Origin of the sequence: Streptomyces sp. SID12488, from assembly GCF_010548275.1 — a bacterium.
Classification (GTDB): domain Bacteria; phylum Actinomycetota; class Actinomycetes; order Streptomycetales; family Streptomycetaceae; genus Streptomyces.
Genome location: NZ_JAAGLT010000004.1, coordinates 138842 through 152164, shown reverse-complemented (window position 1 = coordinate 152164; position 13323 = coordinate 138842). Strand labels below are relative to the sequence as shown.

General features: G+C 67.9%; 12 protein-coding genes. 6 read left to right on the top strand and 6 right to left on the bottom strand.

The window, feature by feature from the left end; all coding sequences use genetic code 11:
* Nucleotides 1–42 precede the first annotated feature (42 nt).
* From gyrB to dnaA, 6 genes are all read right to left on the bottom strand, one after another.
* Nucleotides 43–2106 (bottom strand): DNA topoisomerase (ATP-hydrolyzing) subunit B, encoded by a 2064-nt coding sequence (gene gyrB / locus G3I56_RS08825; RefSeq protein ID WP_343239904.1) that lies wholly within the window; start codon nucleotides 2104–2106, stop codon nucleotides 43–45.
* 396 nt (nucleotides 2107–2502) lie between these two features.
* Nucleotides 2503–3081: a DciA family protein gene (locus G3I56_RS08820; RefSeq protein ID WP_203689481.1), complete on the bottom strand. Its 579-nt coding sequence runs from the start codon at nucleotides 3079–3081 to the stop codon at nucleotides 2503–2505.
* A complete protein-coding gene (recF, locus tag G3I56_RS08815) occupies nucleotides 3078–4199 on the bottom strand; it encodes a DNA replication/repair protein RecF (RefSeq protein ID WP_164408331.1) in 1122 nt (373 codons plus the stop codon). Before recF ends, G3I56_RS08820 begins: the two co-directional genes overlap by 4 nt.
* Nucleotides 4200–4251: 52 nt before the next feature.
* The gene (gene gnd, locus G3I56_RS08810) at nucleotides 4252–5127 is read right to left on the bottom strand and encodes a phosphogluconate dehydrogenase (NAD(+)-dependent, decarboxylating) (RefSeq protein WP_164408330.1); all 876 of its coding nucleotides are present in this window, start codon (nucleotides 5125–5127) and stop codon (nucleotides 4252–4254) included.
* Between the two features lie 164 nt (nucleotides 5128–5291).
* Complete coding sequence (gene dnaN, locus G3I56_RS08805; RefSeq protein WP_164408514.1) at nucleotides 5292–6422, bottom strand: DNA polymerase III subunit beta; 1131 nt, start codon at nucleotides 6420–6422, stop codon at nucleotides 5292–5294.
* A 921-nt stretch (nucleotides 6423–7343) separates the two neighbouring features.
* The gene (gene dnaA, locus G3I56_RS08800) at nucleotides 7344–9203 is read right to left on the bottom strand and encodes a chromosomal replication initiator protein DnaA (protein ID WP_164408329.1); all 1860 of its coding nucleotides are present in this window, start codon (nucleotides 9201–9203) and stop codon (nucleotides 7344–7346) included.
* Between the two features lie 387 nt (nucleotides 9204–9590).
* Here dnaA and rpmH point away from each other — a divergent pair, with 387 nt between their 5' ends.
* From rpmH to rsmG, 6 genes are all read left to right on the top strand, one after another.
* Nucleotides 9591–9728 carry a 50S ribosomal protein L34 gene (gene rpmH, locus G3I56_RS08795; protein WP_006381191.1) on the top strand — a complete coding sequence of 46 codons (138 nt, stop codon included), beginning with the start codon at nucleotides 9591–9593 and terminating at the stop codon, nucleotides 9726–9728.
* A 21-nt stretch (nucleotides 9729–9749) separates the two neighbouring features.
* Nucleotides 9750–10121 (top strand): ribonuclease P protein component, encoded by a 372-nt coding sequence (gene rnpA, locus G3I56_RS08790; protein WP_164408328.1) that lies wholly within the window; start codon nucleotides 9750–9752, stop codon nucleotides 10119–10121.
* Nucleotides 10118–10471 (top strand): membrane protein insertion efficiency factor YidD, encoded by a 354-nt coding sequence (yidD, locus tag G3I56_RS08785; RefSeq protein WP_164408327.1) that lies wholly within the window; start codon nucleotides 10118–10120, stop codon nucleotides 10469–10471. The genes rnpA and yidD overlap by 4 nt, the downstream gene beginning before the upstream one ends.
* Before the next feature lie 3 nt (nucleotides 10472–10474).
* Nucleotides 10475–11758 (top strand): membrane protein insertase YidC, encoded by a 1284-nt coding sequence (gene yidC / locus G3I56_RS08780; protein WP_164408326.1) that lies wholly within the window; start codon nucleotides 10475–10477, stop codon nucleotides 11756–11758.
* A gap of 15 nt (nucleotides 11759–11773) precedes the next feature.
* Nucleotides 11774–12289, top strand: a complete 516-nt coding sequence (locus G3I56_RS08775; protein ID WP_164315879.1) for a R3H domain-containing nucleic acid-binding protein — start codon at nucleotides 11774–11776, stop codon at nucleotides 12287–12289.
* Nucleotides 12290–12469: 180 nt separating this feature from the next.
* Nucleotides 12470–13186: a 16S rRNA (guanine(527)-N(7))-methyltransferase RsmG gene (gene rsmG, locus G3I56_RS08770; protein ID WP_164408325.1), complete on the top strand. Its 717-nt coding sequence runs from the start codon at nucleotides 12470–12472 to the stop codon at nucleotides 13184–13186.
* Nucleotides 13187–13323: the final 137 nt, after the last annotated feature.

Genomic DNA, 13323 nt, shown 5'->3' with positions numbered 1-13323 from the left:
TGCTGGTGAAGATCCTTTCTGGTGCGGTCAGCTGAGACCGACTCAGATGTCGAGGAAGCGGACGTCCTTGGCGTTGCGCTGGATGAACGCGCGGCGCGCCTCGACGTCCTCGCCCATCAGGACCGAGAACAGGTCGTCGGCCTGCGCGGCGTCGTCGAGCGTGACCTGGCCGAGGACCCGGTGCTCCTGGTCCATCGTCGTGATGCGCAGCTCCTCGGCGTTCATCTCACCGAGGCCCTTGAAGCGCTGGACCGAGTCGTCCCGGGTGCGCTTGCCGTTCTGCCGACCGTGCTCGATCAGCGCGTCGCGCTCACGGTCCGAGTACGCGTACTCGAAGTCGTCCCGGCCCCACTTGATCTTGTACAGCGGAGGACGGGAGAGGAACACGTGTCCGGCCTCGACCAGCGGGCGCATGAAGCGGAACAGGAAGGTCAGCAGCAGGGTGTTGATGTGCTGCCCGTCGACGTCGGCGTCCGCCATCAGGATGATCTTGTGATAGCGCAGCCGCGCGATGTCGAAGTCCTCGTGGACCCCGGTACCGAAGGCGGAGATCAGCGCCTGGATCTCCTGGTTCTGCAGGATCTTGTCGATCCTGGCTTTCTCGACGTTGAGGATCTTGCCCCGGATCGGGAGAATCGCCTGGTACTGAGGGTTGCGGCCGGACTTGGCCGAACCGCCGGCGGAGTCACCCTCGACGATGAAGATCTCGCACTTGACGGGGTCGTTCGACTGGCAGTCGGACAGCTTGCCCGGCAGGGACGCGGTCTCCAGCAGACCCTTGCGACGGGTGAGGTCACGGGCCTTGCGGGCCGCCACGCGCGCGGTGGCCGCCTGGATGCCCTTGCGGATGATGTCCGAGGCCTCGTTCGGGTTGCGGTCCAACCAGTCGTTGAGGTGCTCGTAGACCGCCTTCTGCACGAAGGTCTTCGCCTCGGTGTTGCCCAGCTTGGTCTTGGTCTGACCCTCGAACTGGGGCTCCGCCAGCTTGACCGAGATGATCGCCGTCAGACCCTCGCGGATGTCGTCACCCGTGAGGTTGTCGTCCTTCTCGCGAAGATGCTTCTTGTCGCGCGCGTACTTGTTGATCAACGAGGTCAACGCGGCCCGGAAGCCCTCCTCGTGCGTACCGCCCTCGTGCGTGTGGATGATGTTCGCGAAGGAGTACACACCCTCCGTGTAACCACTGTTCCACTGCATCGCGACCTCGAGGGACAGGCTCCTCTCCCTGTCCTCCGCCTCCAGGTCGATGACGGTCGGGTGCACCACGTCTCCCTTACGGGAGTTGAGGTACGTCACGTAGTCGACGATGCCGCCCTCGTAGTGGTACGAGACGGTCCTGACCTCGTCCTTCTCGTCGGCACCCGCCTCGTCCGCCCCGGTCGTGGCCTTCGCCACCTCACGCTCGTCCGTGAGGTTGATCGTCAGACCCTTGTTGAGGAAGGCCATCTCCTGGAAGCGCCGCGAGAGCGTCTCGAAGGAGTACACGGTCGTCTCGAAGATGTCGGCGTCGGCCCAGAAGGTGACCGACGTGCCGGTCTCGGCCGTGGCCTCGTGCTGGGCCAGCGGGGCCGTCGGGACGCCCAGCTTGTACTCCTGCGTCCAGCGGTGGCCGTCCGTCCTGACCTCGACCGCGACCCTGCTGGACAGGGCGTTCACGACGGAGACACCGACGCCGTGCAGACCGCCGGAGACCGAGTAGCCGCCGCCGCCGAACTTGCCGCCCGCGTGCAGCACCGTCAGCACGACCTCGAGGGCCGGTTTGCCCTCCGACGGGACGATGCCCACCGGGATGCCCCGGCCGTTGTCGATGACGCGTACGCCACCGTCGGCGAGGATCGTCACGTCGATGGTGTCCGCGTGACCGGCCAGCGCCTCGTCGACGGAGTTGTCGACGACCTCCTGCACCAAGTGGTGCAGACCACGCTCACCGGTCGAACCGATGTACATGCCGGGTCGCTTGCGGACCGCGTCCAGACCCTCGAGGACGGTGATGGCGCTGGCGTCGTACGAGGCGGTGACCTCGCCGTTCATGGAGATCGCCTCGACGGTCGCGCCGGCGTCGTCGGTGGACGGGATGTTCTCGTTGGGGTTGCCGGAATCGGCCACGAAGCGCCCTTTCTGGCACAGCACAAGCCAAGCTCCCGACGATTGGCCGGAGCGGCTGCGGCGTGTTGCGTTGGTAAGCCTTAGTCAGCGGTGCACACCATTTCCCGGTGGTCCCCTCCAATGGGGCGGGATTAGCTCCCAGTCTACCGGTAGCGCCGACAGTGATGGGGGTTTGCCGGTACCTGAGTCCGCATGTGCCGCCCGCAACCGGTCTCTCCCGAGTCCCCATATGCGGAGCGGGGCTCCAAGGGGCTTGGAGTGGCACTCAGCGCTTCCGGGTGTCAACCCTTGGCTACCGGGGAGTCAAGGAGAGATTCGCGAACGCGCGCACCACCGTCCGCACGCCCCCGCCACACTTTCCATGTGACACAGCTCACCTACAGGGAGTGGCGGGGCTCACCCGTAGGTGTCACCGGGACCAACGCTCCCGGGCGCCCGCAGCGGGCCGAAACGGCGGACCGGGCCATGGGGGCCGAGCACCTTGATCAGCCGCACCCGGCCCTGCCCGAGATCCTCGTTCAGCCGTGCGACCAGCTGCGGCGCGAGCAGCCGTACGTTCGTCGCCCACGCCGTCGAGTCGCAACGCACGGTCAGCACCCGCTCGTCCTCGTCGTACGACTCCGGCTCGCAGTGATTGGCCAGGTCCTCGCCGACGATCTCCGGCCAGCGGCCCATCACCCCGCCCACCGCGGCCGGCGCCTCCCACCCGCGCTCCGTCACCAGCCGGTTGATCGCCGCCCCGAGCGCCATGGGATCACGTCCGTCACGACCCGAACCGGAACGCAGACCACCCCCGCGCCGTGACTGCTTCTTCTGCTGGGCCGCGTCCCCACGCGCGCGTGCCGCCTCTTTCGCCGCCCTGAGAGCCACCCGCGCGAGATCCACCCCGGAGGGCTCGGGGACGGCCTTGGGGGATACCGGGGACACAGACGTGTCATCGGGGCTCTGCCCGGACGCGGACCGGTCGGCCGTCATACGCGCTCCACCGCCCCGTCCGACACCGAGTACCGCGCCCCCGCCAGTACGTGCGGTACGTCGTCGTCGACCGCGGCCGTCACCAGCACCTGCTCGCCGGGCGCCACCAGCTCGGCCAGCCGCTCCCGGCGCCGGGTGTCCAGCTCCGCGAACACGTCGTCGAGGACCAGCACCGGCTCGTTGCCCTCGGCCCGCAGCAGGTCGTACGAGGCCAGCCGCAGCGCCAGCGCGTACGACCACGACTCACCGTGGGACGCGTACCCCTTGGCGGGCAGCTGCCCGAGCTTGAGATGCAGATCGTCCCGATGCGGCCCCACGAGGGTGACACCCCGCTCGATCTCCTGCTTGCGCACCTCGGCCAGAGCCCCCATCAGCTGCTCGTACAGCTCTTCACGCGCGTGTGCCTCACCCGGCGCCGACGGCTTGTACTCCAGGGCGAGCGGACCACCGCCCGGCGCCAGCTGCTCGTACGCCTTGTCGGCCAGCGGCTGGATCGAGGAGATCAGGTCGAGCCGCTGGGCCAGCAACTCGGCCCCCACGCGCGCGAGATGCTGGTCCCACACGTCGAGGGTCGACAAATCCATCGTGCGACCGCCGTGCCGCCGGGCCAGCGCCGCCGACTTGAGGAGCGTGTTGCGCTGCTTGAGGACCCGGTCGTAGTCGGAGCGCACACCCGCCATCCGCGGGGAGCGCAGGGTGATCAACTCGTCGAGGAACCGCCGCCGCTCACCCGGGTCACCCTTCACCAGGGCGAGATCCTCCGGCGCGAACAGCACCGTCCGTACGATCCCCAGCACGTCACGCGGCCTGACCTGCGACGACCTGTTGATGCGGGCGCGGTTCGCCCGGCCGGGGTTCAGCTCCAGCTCCACCAGCTGCTGCCGCTCACCCTGCTTGACCTGCGCCCGGATGATCGCCCGGTCGGCGCCCATGCGGACCAGGGGCGCGTCCGAGGAGACCCGGTGGCTGCCCAGCGTGGCGAGATAGCCGACCGCCTCCACGAGGTTGGTCTTGCCCTGGCCATTGGGGCCCACGAACGCGGTGACGCCCGGCTCGAGCGGGACCTCGACCCCGGCGTACGAACGGAAGTCGGCCAGCGACAGATGCGTGACGTGCATGGTCGTTCGCCGACCTCCCCCGGACTCGTGGACCGCTGAGCGGCCCTGTGGACTACTTCGACTCGACCGCGTGGCCGCCGAACTGGTTGCGCAGCGCCGCGATCATCTTCATCTGCGGGGAGTCGTCCTGCCGGGACGCGAACCGCGCGAACAACGACGCGGTGATCGCGGGCAGTGGAACCGCGTGGTCGATGGCGGCCTCCACGGTCCAGCGGCCCTCCCCGGAGTCCGCGGCGACCCCGCGCAGCCTGTCCAGGTGCTCGTCCTCCGCGAGGGCGTTCACCGCCAGGTCGAGCAGCCAGGAGCGGATGACGGTGCCCTCCTGCCAGGACCGGAAGACCTCGCGCACGTCCGTGACGGAGTCGACCTTCTCCAGCAGTTCCCAGCCCTCGGCGTAGGCCTGCATCATGGCGTACTCGATGCCGTTGTGGACCATCTTCGAGAAGTGCCCGGCGCCCACCTTGCCCGCGTGCACCGCACCGAACTCGCCCTTGGGCCTGAGGGCCTCGAAGACCGGCTCCACCTTGGCTATGTGCTCGGCGGCGCCGCCGTACATCAGCGCATAGCCGTTCTCCAGGCCCCAGACGCCGCCGGAGACACCGCAGTCGACGAAGCCGATGCCCTTGGCCGCCAGCTCCTCGGCGTGCCTCTCGTCGTCCGTCCAGCGCGAGTTGCCGCCGTCCACCACGACGTCACCGGGCTCCAGCAGCTCGGCCAGCTCGTCGACGGTGGACTGGGTCGGGGCACCGGCCGGGACCATCACCCACACCACCCGCGGGGCGCTGAGCCCGTCCACAAGCTCCTTGAGGCTGTGCACATCGGATACATCCGGGTTGCGGTCGTATCCGATGACGGTGAGACCTGCGCGGCGGATCCGCTCGCGCATGTTGCCGCCCATCTTGCCGAGGCCGACGAGACCGAGCTCCATCAGTTGTTCCTTAGGTTGCGACGTGGCATGAGGGCACTCCTGTTGCTCGTACCCACGTCCGAGCCTAAACCCGGACGGTCACGCACATCCGTGGGCATACGCGCTCAAACGTATGCCCCCACCTGCGATGTTCCTCGTCGGAGCTGATCAGTCGGTCAGAAGACTCAGCCGCTGAGACGCACCGGCATGATCAGGTACTTGTACGCCTCGTCCGCCTCGGCGTCCACCGCCGGCTTGCCGCTGAGCAGCGCGGGCTTCGTGGACGTCGTGAAGGAGAGCTGGGCGACCGGGGAGTCGATGGCGCTCAGGCCGTCCAGCAGGAACGTCGGGTTGAAGGCGATCGACACGTCGTCGCCCTCCAGCTGGGCGTCGACCCTCTCCACAGCCTGTGCGTCGTCGCTGGAACCGGCCTCCAGGATGAGCACACCCTGCTCGAAGCTGAGCCGCACCGGGGTGTTCCGCTCGGCCACCAGGGCCACACGCTTGACGGCCTCCACGAAGGGGGCGGTCTCGATCACGGCGATGGAGTTGAACTCCGTCGGGAACAGCGAGCGGTACTTCGGGAGGTCGCCCTCCAGCAGACGCGTCGTCGTGCGCCGGCCGGCGCCCTCGAAACCGATGAGGCCCTCGCCCGCGCCCGAGCCGGACAGCGCCAGGATCACGCTGTCGCCGCTCGTAAGCGCCTTGGCGGTGTCCAGGAGCGTCTTGGCGGGCACCAGGGCCACCGCGGACGCCTCCGGGTCCTCCGGCTTCCACAGGAACTCGCGGACCGCGAAGCGGTAGCGGTCGGTCGAGGCCAGCGTCACCCTGTCGCCCTCGATCTCGATGCGCACACCGGTGAGGACGGGCAGCGTGTCGTCACGGCCGGCCGCGATGGCCACTTGGGCGGCGGCGGAGGCGAAGACCTCACCGGGCACCGTGCCGGTCGCGGTCGGCATCTGCGGCAGCGCCGGGTACTCCTCCACAGGCAGCGTGTGGAGGGTGAAGCGGGAGGAGCCGCACACCACCGTCGCCCGTACACCGTCTGTGGAGATCTCCACCGGGCGGTTGGGAAGGGCGCGGCAGATGTCCGCGAGGAGTCGGCCGGACACCAGGACCGTGCCCTCCTCCTCGACCTCGGCCTCGACCGACACCCGCGCGGAGACCTCGTAGTCGAAGCTCGACAGGCTCAGCTGGCCTTCCTCGGCCTTCAGCAGGAGGCCGGCGAGGACAGGGGCCGGTGGACGGGCCGGGAGGCTGCGCGCCGCCCAGGCAACTGCCTCCGCGAGTACGTCGCGTTCCACCCGGATCTTCACTGTTGCCGCCTCCTGCTGTTGCCGGCGCTTCTCGGCCTGCCTGGCTTCGTCGTCTGTCTCGGTGTCGTCGGTCCCTGTGCTGGGAAGGACACCGGGGAACAGTCTGACGCACAGCACTGACAGTAGGTGCCTCTCGGGTCAAGTCGTGACGAGGGACAGCCGGGCTGCCAAGAGCGAGTTGTGCACAGGACCCACTTCGAAACGGATATCCAGCTCTCTCAAGTTGTCAGTAGTAGTAGGGGCTGTGGATACCGTGGATAACCCCGTTTTCGCAGCTCAGGCGGCAAATTTTGTCCACTGACCCTGTGGGCGGAGGCGGTGGATAACCAGGCCTCTCTGTGGAGAACAGAAAGTTCTGCACACTCCATGCACAGGCGGGGGGTACTTCTCCCCAGCGCCGTCCCCAGCTTTACCCACGTTTCCCACAGCCCAACCAGGCAGCTCGATGTGACGCCTTTCACTCGACGTGGTGAGCAGGCCCGTTGTGTTGCCGAACAGTGGACAGAGGTGTGGAGAAGCCGGTGATCGCTGGGGACAACGGGCCGCAGCCTGTGGGCTGCCGGTGGACAACTCCGTGCACAGCCTGTGGATCATTTCTTTGTCCACAGCCTGTGGACATCTTTTGTCCACCAATCCACAACCACCTGACCTGGTCTGATGGTCTATCACCAGCCCGGCCTGTGGACACAGTCTGGACAACTTCTGGGTCCCCAGGGTGTGGACGCGAGAAAGTCACCGAATCTGTGGAGGGTGGCCGTAACTCGGCGCGCGTTCGAACACTGGGTTGCAGTACGGCAACGCCCGACGCGCGCAGAAACCGGCGGGGGAACCGGCCGGCACCCCTCGGGGAGCCGCCGGAGAACGTCGAAGCGCCCCCAGGACGTGTCCTGGGGGCGCTTCGGTGCCGTGACCGCGCTGCTGTCAGCCGTTCTTGATGCGGTTGGTCAGCTCGGTGACCTGGTTGTAGATGGAGCGGCGCTCGGCCATCAGGGCGCGGATCTTGCGGTCGGCGTGCATGACGGTCGTGTGGTCGCGGCCACCGAACTGCGCGCCGATCTTCGGGAGCGAGAGGTCCGTGAGCTCGCGGCACAGGTACATGGCGATCTGCCGGGCCGTGACCAGCTGACGGCCGCGTGAGCTGCCGCAGAGGTCCTCGACCGTGAGGCCGAAGTAGTCGGCGGTCGCCGCCATGATGGCCGGCGCGGTGATCTCGGGGGTCGAGTCCTCGCCGCCCGGGATCAGGTCCTTGAGGACGATCTCCGTGAGGCCGAGGTCAACCGGCTGCCGGTTGAGCGACGCGAACGCCGTCACCCGGATCAGCGCGCCCTCCAGCTCGCGGATGTTGCGCGAGATGCGGGAGGCGATGAACTCCAGGACCTCCGGCGGAGCGTTGAGCTGCTCCTGGACCGCCTTCTTACGGAGGATGGCGATCCGCGTCTCCAGCTCGGGCGGCTGGACGTCGGTGATCAGGCCCCACTCGAAACGGTTCCGCAGCCGGTCCTCCAGCGTGACCAGCTGCTTCGGCGGCCGGTCGCTGGACAGCACGATCTGCTTGTTGGCGTTGTGGAGCGTGTTGAAGGTGTGGAAGAACTCCTCCTGCGTCGACTCCTTGTCCGCGAGGAACTGGATGTCGTCGACGAGCAGGATGTCCATCTCGCGGTAGCGCTTGCGGAAGCTGTCGCCCTTGCCGTCGCGGATGGAGTTGATGAACTCGTTGGTGAACTCCTCCGAGCTCACATATCGCACGCGCGTGCCGGGATAGAGGCTGCGCGCGTAGTGCCCGATGGCGTGCAGCAGGTGCGTCTTGCCGAGTCCCGACTCCCCGTAGATGAAGAGAGGGTTGTACGCCTTCGCGGGTGCCTCGGCGACGGTGACGGCCGCCGCGTGGGCGAAACGGTTCGACGCCCCGATGACGAACGTGTCGAACAGGTATTTGGGGTTGAGGCGTGCGGTCGGCTCGCCGGGGCCCGGTGCCGGGGTCTGCCGCGAAGCCGGCGAGCCGGGTGCGCCGCCGCCGGGGCGCACGGAGCCTCCGGGGCCGCCCCGGTGGTCGTGACCGCCGTTGGACGGGGAGTCCGACAGGTCGCGGCGGCCGGCGCGCTGCTCGTACTCCGAGCGCGGCTGTCCGTAGTCGCCTCGCTGCTGCTCGTAGTCGGAACGCTGCTGCTCGTACGGTGAGCGGTCGCGCGGTGGCTGCGGGCGGTAGTCCGAGGACGGTGACGCGTACGGGTCGCGTTCCGGGAAGCCGAGCCGGGGCTGCTGCCAGCCGTAGTCGTCCTGGGTCGGCCGGGGCCAGGCGCCGGGATCGGGGCGCTGGTACTCGGACGGGTAGGCGGGGCGGGCGGTGGGGAGCTGGTCCGCGTGGGAGGGCTGCTGGCCGTCGCGCGTCTGGGAGTGGTCGTCGGCGCGGTGGCGGCCGTACCCCTGGTACGGGTCGCGGGCCGGCGGGTGCTCGGGTTCCTCGTAGCGCGACTGCGGCGGGGCGGAGGGCGCGGGCTGCTCGCCGACGGAGTCGTCCACGGTGATCGCGATGCGGATCGGCCGGCCGCACTCGCGGCTGAGTGTCTCGCTGACGATCGGCGCCAGGCGGCCTTCCAGCACGCCTTTCGCAAATTCGTTCGGTACGGCGAGCAGTGCGGTGTCCGCGACCAGGGCCAGCGGCTGGCAGCGCCTGATCCAGCGCTCGTCCTTCACCTCGACGCCCTGTCCACGGCCCTCACCGAGGAGATGTTCCAGCACTCGTGGCCACACTGCGGCAAGATCGGCAGGTACGTCAGCCACAGGGCACGCTCTCTCACGGGTCCCACGAACGTGTGGTTCTGGGACGTATCGGGATGTACTTCGGGTGGGACGGGCGATAGGGAGTCCGGCCACGGTAGTCAGGGCGACGGGTGCGGTTCAAGTTGTTGTCCCCAGGCTGTGGATAGTGTCGGACCCAGGGTGCTGGTTTGACCGGATGGCGTAGCCCCGCGTACCGTGACCAGGTCGAGTTGTCGATGGCTGCTGCCGCCTGCCTCCGATGGGCATAGATCACGTACGAGTGCTCCTACCAGGGCACCCTTCAGTGATCGGGAGCGGTGCAATCGGGCGTAAGCGAGCTACTCGTGGGCGCACGGTGACAGCCAAGACGGCACCCCGGTATCTACCGATTCTTTCTGGAGCCCCCGAGTGAGCAAGCGCACCTTCCAGCCGAACAACCGTCGCCGCGCCAAGACCCACGGCTTCCGCCTGCGGATGCGTACCCGTGCCGGTCGCGCGATTCTCGCGAACCGCCGTGGCAAGGGTCGCGCGAGCCTGTCCGCCTGATCCTGATCAGGTCATGACGTCGTGCTGCCTACCGAGCATCGGCTGAGGCGGCGCGAGGAATTCGCGACCGCGGTACGACGGGGCCGCCGGGCCGGCCGTCCGCTCCTCGTCGTCCATCTTCGTAGCGGTACCACGGACCCGCACGCGCCTGGGGAGAGCGCTCCCCCGACGCGTGCGGGTTTCGTTGTCAGCAAGGCAGTCGGCAACGCGGTCGTCCGCAACAAGGTGAAGCGCAGGCTTCGCCACCTGATGCGCGACCGAGTCGCCGGGCTGCCCCCCGGTAGCCTGGTAGTCGTACGAGCGTTGCCCGGCGCGGGCGACGCCGACCATGCACAGCTGGCCCGAGACCTGGACGCCGCTCTGCAGCGGCTGCTGGGAGGGGGCGCGCGATGAAGTACCCGCTACTGGCTCTGATCAAGCTGTACCAGTGGACGATCAGTCCGCTGCTCGGGCCCGTGTGCAAGTACTACCCGTCGTGCTCCCACTACGGCCATACGGCCATCGACCGGCACGGTGCGGTCAAGGGGACGGCACTGACCGCCTGGCGCATCCTGCGGTGCAACCCGTGGTCGCTCGGTGGTGTGGACCATGTCCCGCCGCGCAAGCGTCCGCGGTGGCACGAAATGCTGCGCAACACCTGGCATGCACGCAAGGGCGGGACCTCCGCCGCCGGCGCGGCCATCGAGGGACAGAGTCCTTCGAGTCCGGCCGCCGAGACCCCGTCCCATGTCCAAGGAGCATGATTAGTGGACACGATTGCCAGCATTTTCAGCTTCATCACGACACCCGTTTCCTGGGTCATCGTCCAGTTCCACAGCGTGTACGGCGCGATCTTCGGGCCTGACACCGGCTGGGCCTGGGGCTTGTCCATCGTGTCCCTGGTGATCCTGATCCGCATCTGCCTGATCCCGCTCTTCGTGAAGCAGATCAAGGCGACCCGGGCCATGCAGACGCTGCAGCCCGAGATGAAGAAGATCCAGGAGCGCTTCAAGAACGACAAGCAGCGTCAGTCCGAAGAGATGATGAAGCTGTACAAGGAGACGGGCACCAACCCGCTCTCCTCATGCCTTCCCATCCTGGCGCAGTCGCCGTTCTTCTTCGCCCTGTACCACGTGCTCAACGGCATCGCCTCGGGCGACAAGATCGGCGTCATCAACGCCGAGCTGCTGGAGAGTGCGCGGAAGGCGCACATCTTCGGCGCTCCGCTGGCCGCGAAGTTCACCGAGAGCGCGTCGAAGGTGGAGGCGCTCGGTGCCTCGATCACCGACGTCCGCGTTGTCACCGCGATCATGATCGTCCTGATGTCGGGGTCGCAGTTCTACACGCAGCGCCAGCTGATGTTGAAGAACGTCGACACCACGGTGAAGACCCCGTTCATGCAGCAGCAGAAGATGCTGATGTACGTCTTCCCGGTCATGTTCGCCGTCTTCGGCATCAACTTCCCTGTCGGTGTCCTCGTCTACTGGCTGACCACCAACGTGTGGACCATGGGCCAGCAGATGTACGTCATCCGCAACAACCCGACCCCGGGCAGCAAGGCGCAGGCCGCTCACCTGGAGCGCCTCCACAAGCACGTCACGCAGCACGGCAAGACCCGCAGCCGTGGTGAGCGTGCCGTCGTGAAGGCCATCGTCGCCAAGGGCCGTGACCGCAACGAGTTCGAGCGCAAGTTCATCAACGGTCTGAACAAGGCGGGCCTCGCGGCCCAGCCCGACGGCACGGTGACGAAGGGCGTGAACCCGGAGATCGCCGAGACCGAGGATGGTACGCCCGCCGGCGCCACCGCCAAGCGCCAGCAGCCCAAGCGCCAGAGTAAGTCCCAGCGTCAGTCGGGCACCAGGGCGGCAGGCGGTGCCGAGCCGGACACCTCCACGGTGTCGCTGAGCAAGTCCGGCGAGCCCGAGGACGCCAAGCCGGCCGGAGGAGCTGCCAAGCAGGCCGGCTCCAAGTCCGCGTCCGGTACCCGCAGCAAGGCCCAGTCAGGACAGCGCAAGGGTCCGCAGCGCCCCAAGTCCCCGTCCAAGAAGTAAGAAGGAGTCCATCCCGTGACGGAAGGCACCACCACCTCCGCCGCAGCCGAGGGTGTAGACACCCTGTCCCGCCTGGAGCAGGAGGGCGAGATCGCGGCGGACTACCTCGAGGGTCTGCTGGACATCGCCGACCTCGACGGCGACATCGACATGGACGTCGAGGCCGACCGCGCTGCTGTCTCGATCATCAGTGACGCCGGCGGCCGAGATCTGCAGAAGCTGGTCGGCCGGGACGGCGAGGTACTGGAGGCCCTCCAGGAGCTCACGCGCCTGGCCGTGCACCGGGAGACCGGGGACCGCAGCCGGCTGATGCTCGACATCGCGGGCTACCGCGCCAAGAAGCGTGAGGAGCTCTCGGAGCTGGGCGCCAAGACCGCGGCCGAGGTCAAGAGCTCCGGCGAGCCCGTCAAGATGAAGGCGATGACCCCGTTCGAGCGCAAGGTCGTGCACGACGCGGTGAAGGCCGCAGGCCTGCGGAGCGAGTCCGAGGGCGAGGAGCCCCAGCGCTTCGTCGTCGTCCTTCCCGCCTGATCGGTACGTAGGTCCCTCCGGCCCCGTCTGTTGCGCAGACGGGGCCGAACTTTGTCAGCCTGTAGTTCCCGGCAGCTGTCGGCCCCCTGTCCGCCCTTGTGCGGTCTTCGACAGCTCCAGTCCCTGTAGTCCTGGTGATCAGCGCCCAGTGCGCTCATGCGGTACGGAAGGACGGTCCCCGTGACGGAGGCAGCGGAGCTCCCCCTGGCGCCCGAGCAGGCGCGCGAGGTGTTCGGCGATCGCTTCGCGGACGCGGTCCGATACGCGCAACTGCTCGCTGAGGCCGGCGTGCAGCGTGGTCTGATCGGCCCGCGTGAGGTGCCCCGCCTGTGGGAGCGGCACATGTTGAACTGTGCGGTGCTCTCCGAGGTCGTGGCGGAGAACGTGACGGTGTGCGATGTCGGTTCGGGCGCCGGCCTGCCCGGTATCCCACTGGCGCTGGTCCGGGAGGACCTGAAGATCACGTTGCTCGAACCGCTGCTGCGGCGGACCAACTTCCTGAGCGAAGTCGTCGAGCTGCTGGGCCTGGACCATGTGACGGTCGTTCGTGGCCGTGCGGAAGAGGTCATGGGGACGCTCCAGCCGGTTCATGTGGTGACGGCACGTGCCGTGGCCCCGCTGGACCGTCTGGCCACCTGGGGCATTCCTTTGCTGCGTCCGTACGGGGAGATGCTGGCGCTCAAGGGGGACACCGCCGAGGAGGAGCTGAAGGCCTCGGCCACGGCGCTGAGCAAGCTCGGGGCGGTCGAGACGTCCATCCTGCATGTGGGTGAGGGTGTGGTGGACCCGCTGTCGACCGTCGTGCGGGTCGTGGTCGGGGAGAGTCCCGGCGGAGTGCGGTTCGCGGCGAAGCGGGCCAAGGCGGCCCGGACGGGGCGGGTACGACGTCGGCGCTGATCTTCCCGTTCGTTGATCCGTCCTGAGGACGAGACGTACTCCACACAAGCTGCCTAACCTACGCATCTCGGAGTGTCGCGCGGCCAGGGAGCTCATAGCTGGGCATCTTGTTTCACGTGAAACGTCGCTCACTGCTG